This window comes from Pedobacter sp. Bi27, from assembly GCF_918698255.1.
Classification (GTDB): domain Bacteria; phylum Bacteroidota; class Bacteroidia; order Sphingobacteriales; family Sphingobacteriaceae; genus Pedobacter.
In genome coordinates, this window is sequence record NZ_CAKKMW010000001.1 from 591,423 (window position 1) to 612,871 (window position 21,449).

At 41.9% G+C, this 21,449-nt stretch carries 10 protein-coding genes; all 10 read right to left on the reverse strand.

Annotation, left to right across the window (positions count from 1 at the left end):
• Window positions 1–5 precede the first annotated feature (5 nt).
• On the reverse strand, window positions 6–3,161 hold the full coding sequence (locus LQ227_RS02225; protein ID WP_230148048.1) for a SusC/RagA family TonB-linked outer membrane protein: 3,156 nt from the start codon (window positions 3,159–3,161) through the stop codon (window positions 6–8).
• 23 nt (window positions 3,162–3,184) lie between these two features.
• Window positions 3,185–4,228 (reverse strand): DUF5007 domain-containing protein, encoded by a 1,044-nt coding sequence (locus LQ227_RS02230; RefSeq protein ID WP_230148050.1) that lies wholly within the window; start codon window positions 4,226–4,228, stop codon window positions 3,185–3,187.
• 11 nt (window positions 4,229–4,239) lie between these two features.
• Window positions 4,240–5,457, reverse strand: coding sequence for a carbohydrate-binding protein (locus LQ227_RS02235; RefSeq protein ID WP_230148052.1), 1,218 nt, complete (start codon window positions 5,455–5,457; stop codon window positions 4,240–4,242).
• A 9-nt stretch (window positions 5,458–5,466) separates the two neighbouring features.
• Complete coding sequence (locus LQ227_RS02240; RefSeq protein ID WP_230148055.1) at window positions 5,467–7,035, reverse strand: RagB/SusD family nutrient uptake outer membrane protein; 1,569 nt, start codon at window positions 7,033–7,035, stop codon at window positions 5,467–5,469.
• A gap of 34 nt (window positions 7,036–7,069) precedes the next feature.
• Entirely contained in the window at window positions 7,070–10,033 is a 2,964-nt protein-coding gene (locus tag LQ227_RS02245; RefSeq protein WP_230148056.1) for a SusC/RagA family TonB-linked outer membrane protein, read from the reverse strand.
• Window positions 10,034–10,551: 518 nt separating this feature from the next.
• Window positions 10,552–12,552 (reverse strand): alpha-L-arabinofuranosidase C-terminal domain-containing protein, encoded by a 2,001-nt coding sequence (locus LQ227_RS02250; RefSeq protein WP_230148058.1) that lies wholly within the window; start codon window positions 12,550–12,552, stop codon window positions 10,552–10,554.
• Between the two features lie 575 nt (window positions 12,553–13,127).
• Window positions 13,128–14,687 carry a glycoside hydrolase 43 family protein gene (locus LQ227_RS02255; protein ID WP_230148060.1) on the reverse strand — a complete coding sequence of 520 codons (1,560 nt, stop codon included), beginning with the start codon at window positions 14,685–14,687 and terminating at the stop codon, window positions 13,128–13,130.
• A gap of 116 nt (window positions 14,688–14,803) precedes the next feature.
• The gene (locus LQ227_RS02260; RefSeq protein WP_230148062.1) at window positions 14,804–17,152 is read right to left on the reverse strand and encodes a TIM-barrel domain-containing protein; all 2,349 of its coding nucleotides are present in this window, start codon (window positions 17,150–17,152) and stop codon (window positions 14,804–14,806) included.
• Window positions 17,153–17,234: 82 nt separating this feature from the next.
• On the reverse strand, window positions 17,235–19,820 hold the full coding sequence (locus LQ227_RS02265) for a helix-turn-helix domain-containing protein (RefSeq protein WP_230148064.1): 2,586 nt from the start codon (window positions 19,818–19,820) through the stop codon (window positions 17,235–17,237).
• A gap of 290 nt (window positions 19,821–20,110) precedes the next feature.
• The gene (porV, locus tag LQ227_RS02270) at window positions 20,111–21,286 is read right to left on the reverse strand and encodes a type IX secretion system outer membrane channel protein PorV (RefSeq protein WP_230148066.1); all 1,176 of its coding nucleotides are present in this window, start codon (window positions 21,284–21,286) and stop codon (window positions 20,111–20,113) included.
• Between the last annotated feature and the right edge of the window lie 163 nt (window positions 21,287–21,449).

The following is a 21,449-nucleotide window of genomic DNA, read 5'->3' on the forward strand; positions in this document are numbered from 1 at the left end:
AATCATTAAAATTCTACATTGACACCCAGGTTATAGGTGCGGGAAACGGGGTAGCCTGCAGAAGAATCATAACCTAAAGCGGTAACATTCTCCGGATTTGGCCCTGAATATGAAGAAAAAGTAACCACATTATTTGCCGAGAGGTAAACCCTGGCCATATTAAGTCCCATTCTCTTTGCAAGTTGTTTTCCCAGGGTATAACCAAAGGTTACGTTGTTCAACTTGAAATAACTGCCATCTTCCTGGAAAAGTGACTGGTTAGACCTGAAAGGGTTAATTATGCCCGATCGGGTATAGTCAAACGGATTTGGATAAGCCGCCGCTGCGCCTGAGGAACCATAGTAATTGACATCCGAAAGTGGTAAGTATACACTCGATCCAAAAGGATTGCTAACCAACCTTAACCTGGAGGCTAATGCATCGTTGATGATATCTCTTTTTAAGGTAAATGAACCATTCACATTCAGGGAAAAGTTTTTGTAGGACAGATAGGTATTTAATCCCCCGGTTACAATTGGCTGGGAATTACCCAACACCATCCGGTCTTTGTTCGTTAATACATAATCTCCGTCTAAATCTTGCCAGATCGGGTCTCCGGCCCTAAAAAATGCAGTAGAGTTGTTATCTGTGCGGTACAAAAGCCCTGTGGCAGGGTCAACAGGAACCGCAGTATTGCTGCCATAAACCCCCTGATTGTTCAACAGAAAATTGGACAGGGTATTCCGGCCAACTCGCAATACGGTTGCCGGGTTGTTCTTTGTCGGATCTCCATCAATCACGATTTGGTTTATATTACCAGGCAGGCGGGTTAACACATCATGGTTTATGGCACCATTTACAGAAATACTCCAATTTACAGGACTATTTTTAGGTAGAGGCCGCAGCACCACTGACAGCTCATAACCATAATCGATCAGGCCGGCATCATTACTGGATACCTGTCCAAAACCGGTCATACTCGAAAGTGCCATGTCGCGTTTGAGGTTGGTTACTTTTTTATAGTAAGCATCGAACATAAATTCTATTTTACTATCGAAGAAGCCCATATCTACACCAAAATTATACGTAGTATTGGTCGACGGCTGTAAAACACTATTGGGTAAACTGCCATAATTTATACCGATACGGGGAACACCTACATAATTGCCGTTTGGTGCATAGGTTCCGTACAGGGAATAGATATTTCCGGTAGGCTGGATATTCCTGCCCCAGCTCATGCGGATATCACCGGATGACAACCATTTGGAGTTAGCCAAAAAGTTTTCTCTGTTAAAATTCCATCTAAATCCAATAGAAGGATTTTTAGCAAAAGGATTATCAAAACCAGAAACAGATGACGCATCAAGCCGGTAGGTAAGATCGAGTACATACTTTTTCTTATAATCGTAAGAAAAAGCACTGGCGAAAGATACCACATGTTCGTTTTTATAATTTCCGAGCACTCCTCCTCCCCTGGAAGCGAAACTACTTGCACCCAACGGCCCCTGAAACTGATCATTGGGTGTACGCTGCTGTATAATAAACGACGCCTGATAATCTTTGAGGTAAACCTCGCCAAACGAGTTTACAAAGAAATTATGCGTACCGTCTTTGAAACTCTTAGCATAAGTGAACCCGCTCCTGTTATACAAGGTCGAATTCCGTTCGTTATAGGAATAAATACCTGAGTACAAATAATTGGCAGCAGCTGGTGTAAATGTTTCTTCTGTTCCTACCGCATAATCATAACTACCGCTTGAAGAAACCCTAAAGCCAGGAAACACCATAAAGTTCACATCAACATTGGAGCGCAGGTTTTTGGCAACATTGTCATTTTTGACGGTCAGCGCCGATAGTACCCCGCTAGTTGTCTGAAATAATGATGGCCCCGGAAGCAAGGAGGAGACCGAAGCATTGGTTGCTACGCCTGTTTGAAAAAGCCCCTGTCCATCGCCTTTATTCTTTTTTCCCAAACCACCGGCAAGATTTATAAATACACCAAACTTATCATTTGGCTTATAGTTCATATTTGTGGTTAGGTTGTAGCGTTTATACCCTGTATTTTCTATAATTCCCTTTTCTCCATAATATCCAAAGTTGGTTTTGTAATTGAATTTATCATTACCTCCATCGATGTTCAGGTTCTGCGTGGTATTATAGGTTGTGCGGTAAAATACCGCCTGCCAGTCTGTAGAATTGTTATAATATGGATTTAAACTGTCTGCCAGGATGGGTGTAGTGGAAATTTTCATCACATCTACATAATTCCCCATGGTTAAAATTTCATTGATCTTGGCGTCCCGTTCAGATTTGCCACCAAGGGTTTCGCGGAGTTTTGGACTTTTGTTAACGAAAAAATTAGCGGTATAGCGGATTCTTGGCACTTTAGAATTACCACGCCTTGTGGTAATCAGGATAACACCGAAAGCGCCCCTTGAACCATAAAGTGAGGTAGCCTGAGCATCTTTAAGCACTTCAATACTACCAATATCCTCAGGAGGGATTAACGAGAGCGGGCTAACGCCAGGCCCTGCAGAATTGAAACCATATTCGAAATTTGCATCAGCCTCAACCGGTACGCCATCTATTACATAAAGCGGAGAAGTGGGCGTTAAAAACGAACTGGTTCCCGAACCCGAAATATCAATTCCGGATACACCGCGTATTGCTACAGATCCACGATAACCGGGCGCCCCGGTATTTACCTGTATATTAAGGCCGGGAACTTTACCCTGTAGCAGCTGCTCTGCATTGGAGACAGGAATATCCTGGATTTCTTTTCCGCTAATCACATAGGAAGATCCCGTACTGGTTTCTTTTAACCGTTTCTGATAACCCCGAACAACCACCTCTTCCATATCAGAAGAACTTGCGCCTAAGGTTATGTTCAACAAAGTCTGTCCGGATTTAACTTTAACCCGGTTCTCGTTATAGCCGATATACCTAAAAATAAGGGTTGATTCTGGAGCTACTGCAATGGTGTATCTACCATCACGATCTGTAAAAGAAGTTGGTTTTGGCGGCTTACCGTCCAATAAAATTGTTACATCTGGTATACCCTGTCTGGTTTCCCTGTCCATAACAGTTCCTTTAACAATTACTTTTTGCACCTGTGCTGCCAGGTAGCCCGGAACCAACAGGCCAGCTATAAAAACCGCGAGCAATAATATTCTCTTTGTCATTTGTATCATATTAAGCCTACACATTAATATTCGTCCTGAAACCTTGGCGTGTCATTGCGGAAATGAAAATCTATTTCCCAATCCCCTTCGCGGAAGATGCTGAAATTAAATTTCAGCTTTCCAGTTTCCCTTATCCCATTAAACCCGATCCGGCTATAACTAAACTCTACCATGGCCCTGGAACCATCACCATTGGTATATTTGGTTGGAAGTTTAACCAGGGGAATAGGGTAAGCCACATCATACCGTACATAATCACCCGTTTTTTGCATATTAAAGCCGTGTATCAGTTCGGCCCATTTCGTATCTCTAAAAGCATCTACATTCATCGGGTTTTTATTTTTGTCCAGAAACTTAAAGGTTAAAGAATTGCCGTTACCCGTTCTTTTAAAATAGATGTAAACATCTTTATTATCGTTAGAAAGTGCTTTCCTGGTATTTTGGCCGATCATCCCACTTAGTTCAGAAGGTAGTATAGAATCTTTTGGCAGACTTGAAATCACGTCCATGTTGGTAGGCTCATAGGGCATTTCCCTAAGTGGATTAAGTAACAGATCCTTAATGGTTTTCTCTCCTCCGGAATTGGAAACTTTGACATCAAAAAGATAGCCACCGGGATTAGTAGAACCCTGATATGCAGGCACCAACGCATTGGTTGCGCTCTGCCAGAGAATCAGATCACCCGATTTTCTCAGTTCCCACAGGGGGTGGTCCTCTTTTTTTCTTTTATCGAGAATTTGCTGCAGACTGGTTTCTTTGCCATCATAAGCGGTAGACCATACCCAGACCGGCTGCATTTTTGTGAGGTTATCGGCAGGGGTACCATCTGCTTTTCTGACGTTCAGCAGCTGAAAAGTTAAGGGTAAACTTGAATTATCGTAGTTAAAAATATTGGTTATTACAGTTGTACGCCCCAATACCGGCGAAAAAGTTTTCGTGGTATAATCTACTTTTTCGCTGAAATAATCGACATCAGCCGGGATATCCAGCCATTTTTTACAACCCGTGGCTGTACTTATTATAACTGCTGCAAAAGCAAGATATATATATATTGTTCTAAATTTCATATCGGTATAGTTTAGTTGACCCGTTTGATGACAAAATTGTTCACCTGTATGTCTTTGGTTTCATGAAAAAACCGCATCACATGATTACCAGCCTTTAAGTGAAATACAGGGCTCTCGACCAACTGCCATACCCACCAGCCTTTATTGTTTGGAAAAGTCAGGGATCCTGTTACGTCTTTGTAATCAAATTCAATGTGAAACTTTAAAGGCGTTGAAGCATTGCCGTTACCGAGCCTTGAAGTAATTTTATAATCTCCTTCTACCGGTACATTTACAGAGTAAACTGTCCATTCGCCGGCAACTGTCCATCCCAGGGAATAACTGGCTGTATAAGTACCAGCGGCATCGGTATACATCTGACCAAGGCTCCCGAATGCGACATCAATATCCACATATTCAGCTGGCCTGTAATTGCCTCCATTTTTAGTTAAGTCATCGTGATAGGCAATACCTTCTCCTCCCAGGTCATAGTCTTCCGCTTCGATCAACACGGTTTCGCCGACCACCGAGGGCAGAATAAAAGGTCCATTGTAACCTGCTGGTCTGAATGTACTTTTATCATAGGGTTCGGCCTTAGGCTTGGTATATTCGCCGAATCCAAAGGGATGAGTAGTTTCCAGTACGTGCACAATACCGTTGGAGGTACGGATGTTAATTGCATCAGCAGTTGCTAAAACCCAGTCTTTAACGAAATTGCTTTTTTTGGTAAAGAAATATTTAATTACCGCTGGCCCACCACCCTTGTATCCACTCGCATTAGCAGTGGCCAGTTTACCATTCATGGGATAAGCATACCTAACGGCCTTAAGCATTTTTCCATCAGTCTGTGTCAGCGAATCTGCTGTATAACTTCCCCTGATTACATACCTGCAGATCATACTGTCGAGCGACTCCTCTGCCATATCTTTAAGGTAAACAGGAGCTTTTCCCCGTAATTTCCTGGTGGTATTCAGTTTATCGACTACCTGTTGAAAGCTCTGATTGGTAACTGCAAATAAGGTTACATTGTTGTTCCTTAGCGTATCGGTTAATTTTAGACGATCGATTACAAATAAGAGCGAATCAAACATCCCTTTCTTACTTTTCAAATAATCGTATGTAGTTCCCGGAAAGGCTACTGTACTGTTGATGTAATTATAATCACCTTTATCCTTTGAACAGCCAGCAACAAGCATTGATCCCAGCAGGAGCACGCCCATATATTTAGATATCATTTGTATACGTTTCATAACCATAAATTATCTGTTCCAATACGTCGTTTGAGTTAATAATGAATTCTGGGTAAGCAGAGATTTTGCTATGGGCCAATAAATACCCCCGTTTTGAATGAGCGCATTAAACGCAGGATCGTTATTTTTGATTTTTTTGTATCTGATCAGGTCGTACCATCTCCATCCCTCTCCCATCAGTTCTTTTCTCCGCTCGAGGAATATGGCATCGATCAGGCTCCCATCTTTAGTCTGATCAAATGCGAGAAGGCCACGATTGATCCGTCTTGCATTTAATAGATCGATTGCACCGGAAACATCGCCGAGCACTGCTTTGGCTTCGGCAAGTAAGAGCGCAACTTCTTCTGGTCGGGTAAAAACAAGAGAACTTGCATATTGGGTCATCGAGCCGTCAGACCCGGCACCGTTTATGGTATTTAAAGGCGGATTATTATCACGGATGATAAATACCTTGGTAAAAACAGGAAAAGGTCTGTCAAAAACACCAAAATAACGGTCGGAAGTTGGTGTAGAGGTAATCTTATCGATACCAAACCGCGCATCGTTTTCCTGGCTGAATATGGATAGGATCGAATCTTTGGGAACGTAAATTGCTGGTAAGCTTTTGTTGATGACATAAGGGGCAGCAAGCGTAAGCTCTTCCATAAAACCTGAAGTACCACTCTCTGCGTTTAGAAACATATGGCTAAATCCGGCAATAATATTATATTGATTATTACCAAATTCACCCCTAAACATCTGTCTGGTCTGATCTACATTCATAAAGAACATCCTTTCATTTCCCATCTCTGCAAGGCCCATATTATCCAATACCCATTTAGCCCATTTGGCTGACTCTGCATATTTACCCTGCCAGGCATATACATGCGCCAGAACAGCATAAACTGTATGCTTTTTAGCCATCTCTTCCTCAATAGTATAGTAGGGAGTCCGGGTCTGCTCGGGTTGGTTCTTGTTGTAGGCTACGGGTAAATCTGGTGCCGAAAGCAACAGCTCTGATTCAGCAAAAGCAAGTATTTTCTGTTGGTTTTCTCTGGGTTTGTTTTCAAATTGTCCGTCATGCGAACTGATGATGAAAGGTACATCTCCCCAGATCCTGACCATGTAGAAATACATGAAAGCCCTGAGAAATCTTGCATGGGCTACATCTAGTTTAAGATCCTGCGGTAAATAGCGTTTATCCGACTCAACGATTCCCGGTGCCCTTTCAAGAAATATATTGGCTGCATTGATTACAGCATAAAATCTTCTCCAGTTTGACAAGGCCTGTACGACCGGAAAAGTCGCCTGAAGATTATTGTCTGCTATAGACTTCATATCCAAACGGTTAGCACTCCTAAAATCACCCCCGGCTCCGTTTACAGCCCTAAGATCGCCATAAAGCCAGTGCCTGTCATTGTCACACAACGCTGCTCTGGCCAGTCCGTATGCACCCATCAGGCCTGCACGGGCATCCTCAACTGTCCTGTACATATTGGCCTCGCCAACCAATCTGCTCGATTGAACATCAAGCATCTTTTTACAGGCACTGAATATCGTTAAGGTGGCAATCAATACGATTAAAATGCGAATTTTCATTTCTTTAATTTTAAGTCTTTATTAGTTCCAGTTGCTATAATTCCATTTTCACTCCAAGTGTAAAGGTTCTTGGAATAGGCAGTCCGTAGCCAGTATCGTAGCCTGCATAGTCTGTCAGTTCGGGATCTCGTCCTGTATAAGGGGTAAGGGTGAATAGGTTATTGGCCGTAGCATAAACATATAACCTGTCAATTTTCGAGCGTTTACGTTTCAGCAGGTCTTTCAGGTCATAGCCTACAGATACAGCGCGTAGTTTCAGGAAAGCTGCGTTTTCGAGAAAAAGATTTTGATCGCTTCGGTAGGGTACTGCGCTACTCCAGGGATTGTAAACCGGGTATTTGTTATAATCACCGCGTTTTTCCCAAAATGTAACTTCTTTGACCGAATTTATATCGTTGGCACTTTCCTGATTGATGAAATCGAATCTTTTTGCCATGTCCTGATTGATGATATTCCGACCAAGATTATAATAAAGGTTCAGCCCAAGTGTCCAGTTACCGTATTTAAAATCATTGTTAAACCCACCCGATACTAATGGAAGAGAATGTCCTGTTAGTATGCGGTCAGCATCATCAATGGTATAATCGCCATTGCGATCGTTCCATATGGCATCGCCAGCCTTAAGCGGAATCCCTTGAAAATTAAGGGGCAGGCCGGTTTTAGGATTTACAGGAACTTCGGCATCGCTCTTGTAAATGCCGCCGTTATCCAGCAGCCAATATTGATCTACAGCCTTTCCCACCTGTAGCAATCGGTTTCCCACTACAAGTTCACGAAGTCCACCCGGTAATGATTTTAGTCTGTTTCTGTTATAATTGATATTTAATGATGAATTCCATTGAAGTTTTTTGGAATTGGGGAATATATTGGCGTTGATGCTAGCATCAATCCCAGAATTGTTGATATTCATTCCTGCCTGGTAAGATTGCGTATAACCATATTCTGCAAAGGCAGGCACACCGATCAGCTGATCTTTATCTGATCTGCTGTATACATCGGCAGCAATCATTAACCTATTGTCCCAAAAACCAATGTTTCCTCCAATATCGATCTGTTCGCTGTAAGCCCATGGAATGTTATATCCAACCCATCCTGAACTATAAGGCCTGTTTAGCGTTGCTACACCAGAGTATGTTCCTACACGGGGTTCGCCGGTATAACCGATATCCACCGTATATTGAGGGCCTGCGGCATAACGATCGTCCAGTTGCACCCTGCCTATACGGCCATAACTTGCGTGTAATTTCAGTTCAGATATTTTGCTGCCCTGAAGTGACAGATCATTCTTCAGGTTCCATCCGGCAGAAACCACCGGCGAAAAGAACCAGCGGCTTGTAGGCTGAGCTGCTGAAGAACCGTCTGTTCTAAGCATTAGTGATAGACTGTATTTATCTTTAAAACTATAAGTACCTTTTCCATAAAAGGATATCAAGTTGTTTTGAATATTATCCAAAAACCTGTACATCAATGTATTAAGAAATCCGGTATTGGGGTTATACGAAAAGAAAGCGGTAAGCGGATTTTTAGGATCATTAAGTAAATTGATCTTAATGTAATCACTGGAACCTCTGTAAGCATACCCATAGTTGTAATGGTAAGTATCCCACTGCAATGTCTGGCCTGCCTGTAAATCAAGCTTATGAACGTTATTCCAATCAAATGAATAGCTTATTGTATTTTCTGCCGTCAGGCGCTGGTTATATCCGAAGTAGTTGGATACATAACTATTCGTTTCAAGCAGTGTACTGGGATAAAATATATCGCGATAACCTTCATTATAGTCGGCCGAAAACCTGGAAGTGATATTTAGTTTACCAAAACTGAAATCAAATTCTGTATAACCGTCAAAAATATTGGTTTTGTTCTTATCAAATGATTTATCATATTCACTTAAGTAGTTGGCATAGAAATCTTTGTTCGGCGAAATTGGATTGGTTAAATTCGGGAGATACCTTTCTTCAGCAAAACGGTCACGCTGGTACCTGTTTCTATCGCGTACCAATTGGCTGCCATTAATTGAAGTGGTTATATTTAACCAGGACAGGGGTTTCATACTAATTACAAAGCCAATGCTATAACGGCTCAGTCCGGTTCCGTCTGCCACCCCGTTATTCCTCTGATTTCCCAGTGATGCCCGAAAATTAGTTTTATCAGAGCCTCCGGCAAGACTTGCATTTGCCGAATATATTAAGGCATTTTTATAATATAGATCCGTCCAGTTGGCTGGCCCGTAATAAATGCTGTACAGAGAATCGCGCAGATAAGCCGGAGTATTCTGTTTTTGCTCTTCGGTTGCATATTGGCTATAAAACGGTTTTCTGAAATTACTCTCGGATGCTCCGTTGAGGGTGCTAACGCCATCACGTGTTGCCAGACCAATATAGGAGTTGAAGCTAATGGTCTTCTTCGCCTGCGGTTTTTTAGAACGGATAAGAATAAGGCCATTCGCTGCCCTTGGGCCATATCTGGCTACCTCGCTCAGGTCTTTAATCACTTCTATAGATTCGATATTCTCTGGATCAACTCCGGCAAGCAGATTAGTAGCTGGACCGATGCGGTTGTAATCATATTGTTGAATATCGTAAGCAAAAGGATGATCCTTGGAAATCAATGGTACGCCATCCAAGACGATCAAAGGTTGCGATGAAGAAATATCTTTCGCCGAAAAGAGTGGAACAGGTGTGCCATGTATAAAAATATGCTGTTCTGTTCCAGGTTCACCGCTTGGTTCCTGAATAGTTACCCCGGCAGCCTGTCCTTTTAAATATTGTTGTAGGGAAACCCCGGGAAATGAAGATATCCGGGCAGATTTCACCACACTCTTATTTAGTCCCCCAATATTGGCTACCTTCTTTTGGAGCGAATCTTTAGCGGAAATATGAGCTGAGCTCCTCTGGATTACTGTGGTATCCTGTCTGATCCACCCATAATGGTTAATCCCCATTGCAGACACTGAAACTGAAGAAATGCAAAGGCATAAAAAAAATACAAAACGCATAATAAATGTGTTATAAGTGCAATTGATTCAAATGAATGTTCCTTTAATGGAACAGTTGGGGCCGATCAGAAAATCTTGGGAAGAAGCCACATCGATTTTAAAATTACAGTTCAAAACGCCGATGGATTTCTACCTGAACCAGAAAACATTTAAACGTCACAAAGACGTTTAAAAACCCAAAAACGGGGTTTCTAAGGTATAAAAGCTTCATAAAATTTAGTTTATAGTTGGTTAGTTTATGTTAAGACACAATGCAGTATAACTTATACTCTCCTGATCCAGTTATTTCTGAAAATTTATTCCTGTCTAATATTTCAGGATGAATATGTGCTCAGTTATGGCTTCACATATTGTACTTTGGTTAGCGGAGAAGGGGAAATTAACATAAAGGGACATCCTCATCCGGGATATCCCTTTGCTAACTAAATACTAACCTGATAAATGGGTTTATTTTCTTTTGAACATCTTTCCAAAGATCCGATCAGATCATAATATGATTTATTATGATCGTTAATCTATTAATTAAATGGAATTTTGATAACGTTAAAAGAATAAGGTTTTAAAGTGATGTTGAGTTTTTTGCCTTTTAGGTTGATTATACTTTTTTGTGGGCTTACCGCTTCAGGATTTTCGAAAGAGTTGAGTTGATTTAGGTTACTGTTCGCTATTTCCTCATTGGTGGCCTTACTTTTTAGTTTCATTTTTCCTTCCAGGTCGAAATCAATATTCTGTGCCTGATCGGAGTTGTTGGCAATTTTAATGATCAGTTCTTTTTTTGCCTGATCGGTTACCGCAGAAGCATAAAGGCCATCCTGGCCGATAATATTCTTTTCATCAAGCGTAACCGAAACCACATCGGTCCCTTTATTTGTAGAAAACTGTTTCTGTACATAATAATCAGGTGTTCCGTACGATTTTAGGTTATCTACCCAGATCATATCGGGTGCCCATTGCCAGGCATCGATATGGGCAAAAAGCGGCGCATATGAAGCCATCTGTACCACATCGGCATTGCGCTCCAAACCGGTCATCAACGAAGCTGAAGCTAAAGCACTTTGCCAGTTGTTGCGGTTGCTTCCAACTATACTATTGTCTGCGTGGACCGCATATTCGCCAACAAAAACCTTCGATCCGTTTCTCGGGTAGTTATCGTAACGGCCGGCATTTTTTAAAAACCAATCAGCAGGGCGGTAATAGTGCTCATCGATAAAATCGGCATTATTGTTTCTTAAAGTAGTATTCAATAAGTCAAAACGGTCGCCATCCGGACCGGTGCCAGAGCTGTAGATCAGCTTAAAATCGGGATATTTGGCTTTTATGGCCTTGGTGAAAATCGCTAGCCTTTCCAGGTACTGTGGGCCCCAGTTTTCGTTTCCAACCCCCATCATTTTTAAATTGAAAGGTTTTGGATGACCAAGATCTGCCCTCATTTTCCCCCACTTGGTATTTACATCGCCATTGGCAAATTCGATCAGGTCCAGCGCATCCTGAATATAAGGATCGAGTTCATCAAGTGAAGCTACTTCTGCCGAATTATACTGACAGGCCATGCCGCAGTTTAATATCGGAAGGGCATCAGAGCCTATATCTTCTGCCAGTTGGAAATATTCAAAAAAACCCAAACCAAAACTCTGGTAATAATCAGGTGCGGGGCGGTGTGCAAATTCAATATTCCAGCGGTTCATCAACAGTTGCCTGTTTTCGATCGGGCCGATGGTTTTTTTCCACTGATAACGGTTGGCCAGGTCGGTGCCTTCTACAATGCAGCCACCAGGGAAACGGATAAAACCGGGTTTCATATCGGCCAGTAACTGTACCATATCGGCCCTTAATCCCTGCGGACGGTTTTTCCAGGTGTCGCCTGGGAATAGAGAAATCATATCCAGATCGATATTTCCTTTTCCCTGAAACACAATTGAAAATCTGGCTTTTGGATCGGTTTCTGTCGCGGTAAAACTTGCTGATTGCTTTTTCCAGTCGCTACCGGCTTGATCAGGTATTAAACTTCCCTGTCCGATAATTTTATTGTTCGCATCTTTTAGTAATAGCACGAGTTTAATACCTGGCTTCGATTGACGGTACATCACTGAAAAATCGTAACGGAGGCCCTTTTTTACGCCCATGCCTTTAAAACCTTCGTTTACGAGTTCAAAATCGCCGGTTTGTTTTTTCACCTGTAAATATCGGGGATTGGCGGTGTTCACCTCTTTTCGGTTTACCACCAATATCTCGCCTTCCTGTGGTTTTTTGGGTTGGAAAGTCCAGCCCATCAGCGGTTTTGTAAATTCGAAAGAGCGGTTTTTGATCAGTTCGGCATAAATGCCACCATCGGCGCCAAAGTTGATGTCTTCAAAAAAAACGCCCCACATGTTAGGCTGTACCTTGGCAATGGAATGGTCTGTTTTAACTTTGATCACTTTTGCAGTTTGTGCCTGTACTTCGGAAGTGTATCCGATTGCAATCGCTGTATAAGCCATGCATGCAGAAAACACACTTTTTACAGGGTAATTTAATTTCATAGGGTTTAATTTGTAAGGGTATATACCATAATAAATATCGCCGCAACATTTGTTTGTTCGGGGATAGTTTTGTTATATTTTATAGACATACAAATCTCTATTTAATACTCTGTAGACTCCATTTTATCAACATGAAAATCCAATTTATACTTTCATAACTCACCGTTTCTATCCCTGTGGCAAAAAATATAATTTTGCAAAGGACTACTTCGGAGAGCCTGTCGAAACGACTTAGACGGTGTTATGGCAGGTTCTTCAAGGCTATCAATGACAGATCTCTTAAGAAAGGTCGTCATTGCGAGGAACGAAGATAACCGAACGACAGTAAGCTCATGAATGCCTTTAAAAACAACTGCAAAAATGAATAATCTTAAAGCACTCGCTACTAGCGATAGTTGTAAGATTGCTTCGTCGGCTGAAAAAGCCTTCTCGCAATGACGATTCCACACGACCTAAATGCACTAAAAATCCTCATGTCATTTATATTGATTTTTACACAATAAATCATCCCTCGAATGAGAATCTTATATTTTATGATACAGCCTCCTCAGTCTGTTCCAATCAGACCTGATAGATTAGTAAGTATATCTGAAATAATCGATATCAACATACCCCGAGTCGCTATCGTTATTATAGTTGTACAAACCGATACGGTCGCCCCTATAACTCCCCCAGCTTAACTGGTATGGTGCACCAAAGGCGATAAACTGCAGCCCATCAGTACTATAGTAATATTGGCTTAACCCATCCAGGCCCCAGGTAGATTTTAGCCAAAGTATATTGCCTTTAATCTCAGGCCCGGTAGAAATAATCTTTTTTAAATTCAGTTCGAGCACCTTTTTACCATTTTTTTGGGTCACACCAAATGCAGCGTACAAGGGAGATCCAAAATGGGTTAAGCCACACTTTTGGCCGTTACTCATTCCGCTGAGATCGAGTTTAACGACTGATTCATTTTTAACTGTACGCATAGAACGTTGCGTAACGGTATTTCCGGCCTTAAGTAAATTGTCTTTCTCCAGTGGACTGAAAGCCCTTAACCTTAACCAGCCCTTCCTTTCTTTTAGCGATATTTTTTCTATGCGCGGCTGATAGTTCCACTCCCATTGGGGCTGAATCTTGCCCTTATTAAATTCATCGCTTGATTGCGGCAGAATTTTATTTGAAGATTGAACGGGCTTTTTATCAGCCCATACCATAGTGCCAATGGTATCGATACCTACTTTACCAAGGATAGGCCAGCCATCAACCCAGTTAACGGGTAAGAGACTCATATTCCGGCCAGACCAGTCTCCCGAACCGTGGTGGGTTAGAAAATACCATTTCCCGCCAGGAGCCTCTACGATACCGCCCTGGTTGGGTTCGTGAAAATCCTTTTGTGCATGCCCGATCTGTTTCGCGGGTCCGTATGGCCCTGCTATGGTTTTCGCCTTCCTGATCATCACTACCCGCCCATCATCCTTTACCTCACTAAAAAAGTGGTAGTACATACCGTTGATTTTATAGAGTTTACTTGCCTCGCTCCCTTTTGATTGATAGATTACCTGATCTGATCCGGTAATAATTTCTTTTCCATCAGCAGTTAGTTTAAACAGGTGTATCTTATAGCCGTCTGCGAAATTTGTTCCAACCAGGTAACCCTGGCCATTATCGTCCCAAAAGGGACAGCAGTCATCCCAGCCTTTTGCGGCCAAAACCTTCACCAAGGGTGCCCAAGGCCCATTTATACTTTTAGCGGAGGTCATGAAATATCCATCATCCGGTGTGCCGAAATAAATCCAGAATTTCCCTAAGTGATGCCTGATGGCCCCTGCCCAGATCCCTCTTCCGTAACTGTCCATTCGCTCCCATCCGAGTTTCTCAGAAATCTGTATAAGATCATTTACCGCATGGCCGGCTATCGTCCAGTTTACCAGATCTTTTGAATGGAGAATGACCACCCCTGGAGAAAATTGAAAAGTAGAAGAAATGGCATAATAATCAGCTCCAACCCTGATACAATCAATATCGCTATAATCACCAGGCAGCAAGGGGTTTCTATAAGTTCCATCTCCCATATCTCCCCATTTATCCCATGCTCCCCATTTTACTTTTTCAAGCCCATCCTGGGCAAAAACACCTAGTGAAACCAGCATTATAATTATCCAAAAATTCAGTGTTCTTAATAGCGCGCTCATTTTAACCTAATGCATGTAGCTTATTGACAATAAATACCAATTGATATACTCCGTGAGCACATAAAAAGCTTCAACTAGAATTTAATAGCAATACTTTTCCCTTTATATTCAACCGATCGGGTATTTGTTTTGGCGCCGGTTTTATTAGCATTCAAAGTGATCAGCTCAACATTGAAGTTTCTCTTTGCCAACATTCCGGTATAACTTCCTTTTCGATCGGAAATATTTAATGTCCTTGATTTTTGATCCCATTTCAACACAATGGTAGTATAAGCCCCTTTTTCATAGTTATAATTATCATTTTCATCCTCATAAAGTGTAAAATTTCCATTTGCACCTTCATAAACCCGAATATCAAGATTCTCCCATTTTTTCTCAGTAGAATACTGCACATCAGGACCGAATGGAATGATAGCGCCAGTCTTCATATATAATGGAATGATGTCAACAGGAGCATCTGTTTCAACCGTCTGCCCTCCTACGCTATACTCATTCGTCCAAAAGTTATACCAGCCACTTCCTTTAGGTAAATAAACCGGAGATTTCCTTATCTGATATTTCGTTACCGGCGCAACCAGGATCGAGCGGCCAAACATATATTCAGTGCCGATTTCATGCGTACGTTGGTCGGCGATAAAATCCATAATCAATGGGCGCATAAAGGTTCCGTTATTTTCGCTTACATCCCATGATGTACCATATATGTAAGGCAACAACTTATAACGCAGTTTTATGGATTTCTCCTGAGCATCAAAACACCATGAACCACGTTCACCGAAATTCCAGATCTCCCGTGGCAGGTCGGTTCCATGAGAACGCATCATTGGACTAAAAGCCCCGAATTGCATCCAGCGAACATATAATTCCTGAAATTCAGGATTTTTATTCCCACCATTATTTCGCCAGCGCCCGGCAAAAAAGCCACCGATATCGCTATTCCAGTTAGGGATTCCCATCAAGGTATAGTTTAAAGCCGCCGGTACCTGCTTTTGAAGCATCTCCCAGCTCGATGTAACATCTCCGCTCCAGGTGTTGGATCCAAAACGCTGCTGGCCGATGAAGCCTGATCTGGTAAGGATCACCACACGCTTGTCATGATTTGAAGCACGCTGATTAGTTGCAATCCCTTTATTGTGCATCAGACTGAACCCGTTTTTTACACTTCTGTAGCTACCTAAATGGGTAGGGAGGTCAAAATCAGATTCTTTAACGTTTATGTGATCAGGTTCTGTTGAATCAAGCCACCACCCATCGTTACCAATATAGCTGAATATTCCCTTATTGAGGTATTTCCAATAAATATCAAGTGCTTTTGGATTGAATACATCATAAGGTCTTGCGCCACTTTTCGGGGGCCAGGTATCAAAATTAATGATCATATTCTTACTGTCGAACTCCTTGCGCTGAGGTGTTTTCGGACCAAAGCCCGGCCATGTTACAATCAGGAGCTTCGCATTCAAACTATGAATCTCATCAACCCATTTTTTTGGATCTGGAAAATGGTCTTTATCAAAGGTTTGTGAATTCCAGGCGCTATCCGTTTTATTATATTCCGGCCAATAGCGCCAATCCTGAATGATTACATCCAGTGGAACTTTCAAGTCCCGGTACTTTTTAACCACATTCAGACTTTCATCCTGTGTATGATAACGTTCTTTGCTCTGAAAGAATCCATAAGCCCATAGCGGAAGCATTGGAGCTTTACCGGTTAGTCCACGCAGTTCTGAAATTACGCCATCCGTATTGGAACCAAACATGAAATAATAATCAGCACAGTGACCCAGGCTTTCAAAAGATAGTTCGTCAGGTTTATCCTCAAACTTAGAGATCGAGTAATTGTCCCAGAATACCGCATACCCCTTTACAGAAAGAAAATATGGCGAATAAGTTGACATATTTTCATTTTTCATCAGATGTGAGGAATTGCGCCGGTTAAATTTATTATCCATGATCTGACCTACACCGTATATGGCTTCATCTTTATCCAGCGAAAAAGCATTTCTGACCTTGAATGATGGGGTTCCGGCATCATTTACAGGCGAAAACAGTGTGCCTCCATCCTTATCCTGAAGGAGTTCCTTGCCAGAAGCATCGTAGAAGTAAACCCCTCCAGTTTCCACATTTACCTCTACCTGAATTTTACTGCTTTTTACCACCAGATTCTGCCCTTTTTTTGCATACCTCACAGCTACTTTACTAGGTGCCGCCACAACTGAAAGACTGGTTTTAGGATAAGGTTTGCCAATGGGTGTTTTGTAAACCCTTACCGTATTTTCTGTATAGAACTCAACTGAGATATCCATTTGCCGGGCTGCAAACTTCAGCCCTTGTGCTGTCTTTTGTATGGGTTGTGCCCATCCGTTCATGGTGAGCAAAAATGCAAAAAGCATAAACACACCACCGGCTTTGTTGTAAAATTTCATAAGCATCATAAGTTTTTATTTGATCATAGCAAACATACTGCTGAGCGGTGATGTTAAGACAACAACCATGTTGCAAAAAGTATCAATGGCGTTGATTTTTCACCTTGCGGGCATACTCCGAAGGCCTGCAGCCATACTGTTCAAAAAAACATTTACCCAGGTAGCTTGAGCTGCTGAATCCCACCCTTTCAGTGATCTCTGAAATATTGAGTTTGCCTTCTAAAATTAATTGCGTCGCTTTTTCCAGGCGAACATTGCGGATGAACAGTGATGGCGATTTATCAAGGAGTGTGATGAGTTTCCGGTAAAGTCCGGTACGGTCCATATTAAGATCACGGCTGAGCTGCTCGACTGAATAATCTGTAACCTCAATATTCATTTCTACGAGCTTCATCGCCTTTTCTAAAAATTCAGATTCGGCCTGGTTGAGACCGGTTTTGGATTCTGAAGCATTACTATGCTCCTCAGCTGTTGCAGGGAGGTTTTCTTTTTCGGCGAGAAGAACATTTTGTTGATCAATTAAGTTACGGATCCTGAGTAATAAAAGCTCTTCCCGATGCTTGCGTTCCAATGATTTTCTGGTGTGAGAAATATAAGCAAATATTGCTGCCGATATCAAGACTGAAGCCAATACTCCGAAACAGATAATTGCGGGCAATGTCTGCCACCAGGGTGCATTAATGGTTAGATCAATTTCAGAAATTGGCCCATTCCATTCTTTATTGTTGTTAGCAGCCATCACCCTTAGCTTATAATTACCGTGAGGCAGATTGGTATATGATATTTCGAGAACACCATGCCCATTTACGCCATCTTCCCTGCGACTGAAGGTTTCACGCCAGGACTTGTCTATCCCCATCAACTGATATCGATAAAAGGTTTGGGATGGATTCTGATAGTTAAGCGCTGAAAACTGAAAAGTGAGAAAGTTTTGATCATAATCAAGCTGTATCTGCTTAACATACGGCGCACTATTGATTAAAATTACACGATCACCGTAACTTTTGCCCGGCTCAACCTTTTCTCCCCTTAAGAACAGATTAGTAAAAACAGGCTTAAACGGCAGCTTACGTTGCAAAAGGCGACTGGGTTTCAAAATGCTGAATCCATTTATTCCTCCAAAATAAAGGTCACCACTCAAACTTTCGTAAACGGCCTGATTTGTATATTCACCGTCTAATGTGCCAGCATTCGAATCGAAACTGGTAAAGTGAACATTTCCACTGCTTGAATCAATCTGAAGCTTATTAATGCCATAACTGGTGGTGATCCAGATGTTGTTATGGCGGTCTTGTAATATCGCCTGTATAAAATTGTTTGACAGCCCATCCTTAGTATAAAACACATGCTGTTCTCCGGAAGGTTTAAATAATTTTAGTCCGTCTCCAGTTCCTATCCATTTCCAGCCTCTCGAATCAGTAAGTTCTGCAGTATGGTCTATGTTATAATCCATCAACGTTTGAGGATATTCCAATTTACGACGTACTGGTGAGGGGATCGAAAAAACATCAACTTTCTCAAGTGCATTACCATTACTTAAAGCGGCTTTGTAACGATAAAAGCCCGATTTACATTTCAGGTAAATGTTGCCCGATGCGTCCTCAGCAAATGTTTTCACGATGATATCGCCCAGTAAGGCACCTGAAAAATACGATGCGCCGATATGCTTAAAAATATATCTCTCTGGATGATCGTAAAGGATTCCTTGATTTACGGTCCCCAACCAGAATCCGCCCTGCTTATCATAAAGCAGTGTACTGATCTCTGTATTAAGTTTACTTCCGTCGGTTTTGTTTAGCAGCGGCCAATATCGTTTTTCGTTACTAAAACAATCAATTATCCAAATCCCCTTGGCGCAACTGATAGATGCTTTACCTTTTGCATCCACCACTAAGGTATTTAAGGTATATGCTGTCTCAAGGATTTTTCTCCAGGCCTGTTTTTGAAGATCAAAGAAAAAGAATCCGCCGTGGGTCCCATTTCTCAACTGATAAAAACCATTGCGCCCTTTGACCACTAGGGAAGTACTGCCAAACCTAGCGTAATGCGTATCCGGATATGCAGCTGCACTGTACAACTTACGTTTCGAATTCAGATCGTAACAGATTACCTTTCCTGTACTGTAGAAAAGATGCAGCTTTTCTTCATCAGCGCTCACATCCTGAAGTCTCCCCTGATTCTGCGAGAGATCGAATTCTTGAGTATGATCGCTAAGCACAAGTTTATCACCAATTAGCAACCACAGCCGTTGCTTTGTATCCATGAAGAAATTATCTATTGGCTTAGGGAAACCTATCTTTTTGAAATAGCCCGCTAAATCTTGTGTATACTTCTCCTTGCGCAGATCAACCCGCAAAAGTTCCTTATAGTCCTTTATCCAAAGTATGGAATCGCCACTCAGATAAATCCTGTAAAAACCATCGTATGTTTTTAACGGATATTTTCGCTGCGAATCCCGGTGAATATACTTAAACCCCGCCCCATCATAGATATTGATATTACCGGTTGTTTTGAAAACCATACGTCCGTCGGGTAACTGAAGCATGTAACGAACCTGGTTGTCACTCAGTCCGTGAAGAACATTAAGTGGTGTAAATACAAATTCTTGTGATTTTGCACAAGAGAACAAGAAAAGAAAGATGGAAATAAGGAAGATTGTTCGCTTCATTCTGGCTTCAGAGTTCTCATAAAATATCGGTGCAATTATGAACAGATTTAGTTGAAGATGAGGCTGCCACTTCAATACTGGCAACAGCATCTTTTATTTACACATTTGGTTACACGAATTTCGCAAAATAATCGATTTAAGCAATCGATTGCGCAAAAATATTTTAGTTAACGCTACTCATGTCGAAATTGAACAAATAGTCTCCCAATTAGCTTTTGGTTATCCCAACCAACAGGCCACTACAGTTCTAAGATATGCGAATCCCGAAAATGCCCTTAAAAAATCTGGGCTTACTTAAATTTCCTGAATTTTGTTTGTATGCCAAACCGCAGGGTATTCCGAAGTGGATTATAGCCCGATCCTACCAGGTATGAAAAATCAAGGGAAAGGCTACTGTAATGAACACCAAGGCCGAGGGTGAAATAAGAAGTATTTGCCTTCTCAGGGTGCTGATACAAGTAGCCGGCTCTGAGGTACAGCGTCTCTTTGAAGCTCATTTCTGCGCCCGTTGATATGCCAACCTCTTTTAATTCTTCGCGAAAGCCTCCGGGGGCGTCACTAAAAGAGCCTAAAATCCCAGATGGTACCGAACGGTCAGGATCCCGTCCCTTTACGATATTCCCATCCGGACCGTAAACCGGCTGCGTTGGAGCCATCAGTTTATTAAAATCAAGCAATAAGGTAAGCTTGTTCTGCCCTTCGCCTATTTTAAGCGCAGATCCTAACTTCATATTGGCAGGAAGGAAGTAAGACTGGGCGGTATTGCGATAGGTCATTTTTGTGCCGATATTGGACAGGTTAAGGCCAAAGCTTAAAACCGCAGGAGTGCCTGCCAGCGTTATTTCCGATTTCTGAAAAGCAGAAATATCTACAGCCAGGGCTTTCCCCGAGCCCCTGTTTCCATTAACTGTTCCTCCGCCGAAAAGATTACTGCTGATATACCTTACATTTCCGCCGAGAGCGAAATCCGGACCAAGCCTGAGCGAATAGCCAAGATCGAATGCAGCTTCACTGGGACTATAAACGCCGAGATTCTGAAAATTTTCGTCGCTGAAATTAATATCCCCCATAGAAAAATACCTAATGGATGCAGATACTGTATTCCGCTGGTTCACCCTATAGTAGCCACTAAGATATGAAATACTCATATCAGGGGCTAGCTGCTTGAGCCAAGGGCTATAAGAGCAGGAGATACCGAAATCTCCCTCTGTGAGAAATGCCAACGCAGATGTATTCATCACAGTAGAATTGGCATCAGGATCAAGGGCAACGCCGGCATTTCCCATCGCTCCTGACCTTGGCTGTGGCGTAATCAACAGGAATGGTACCGCAGTGTAAATATTGTTCCTCACGCTGGCATCTGTCTGGATGCCGTTTATGGACTGCGCAGATACTGTTTGATGCAAAAGAATCAGAATTAATAAAGTCCACTTTTTCGTAGACACCTTGTTTGATCGTATTTTCATAGTGTTAGATATATAAATGTGGATCGATTGCACATTAAGTTTTGATGAGCGTTTATTATCGTTAAAGCATTTTTTACTGAATTACCTTTACCAAACCGGTTTTAACAGGTAAGTTAAGATACCACTGGCCATACTTAAAACAGGAAGGACATTAATTAAAAAC

Bases quoted from the DNA above. Each gene is read 5' to 3' on its own strand.
- LQ227_RS02225 (WP_230148048.1), bottom strand. From the start codon at position 3,161: ATGACAAAGAGAATATTATTGCTCGCGGTTTTTATAGCTGGCCTGTTG.
- LQ227_RS02230 (WP_230148050.1), bottom strand. From the start codon at position 4,228: ATGAAATTTAGAACAATATATATATATCTTGCTTTTGCAGCAGTTATA.
- LQ227_RS02235 (WP_230148052.1), bottom strand. From the start codon at position 5,457: ATGAAACGTATACAAATGATATCTAAATATATGGGCGTGCTCCTGCTG.
- LQ227_RS02240 (WP_230148055.1), bottom strand. From the start codon at position 7,035: ATGAAAATTCGCATTTTAATCGTATTGATTGCCACCTTAACGATATTC.
- LQ227_RS02245 (WP_230148056.1), bottom strand. From the start codon at position 10,033: ATGCGTTTTGTATTTTTTTTATGCCTTTGCATTTCTTCAGTTTCAGTG.
- LQ227_RS02250 (WP_230148058.1), bottom strand. From the start codon at position 12,552: ATGAAATTAAATTACCCTGTAAAAAGTGTGTTTTCTGCATGCATGGCT.
- LQ227_RS02255 (WP_230148060.1), bottom strand. From the start codon at position 14,687: ATGCTGGTTTCACTAGGTGTTTTTGCCCAGGATGGGCTTGAAAAAGTA.
- LQ227_RS02260 (WP_230148062.1), bottom strand. From the start codon at position 17,152: ATGAAATTTTACAACAAAGCCGGTGGTGTGTTTATGCTTTTTGCATTT.
- LQ227_RS02265 (WP_230148064.1), bottom strand. From the start codon at position 19,820: ATGAAGCGAACAATCTTCCTTATTTCCATCTTTCTTTTCTTGTTCTCT.
- porV (WP_230148066.1), bottom strand. From the start codon at position 21,286: ATGAAAATACGATCAAACAAGGTGTCTACGAAAAAGTGGACTTTATTA.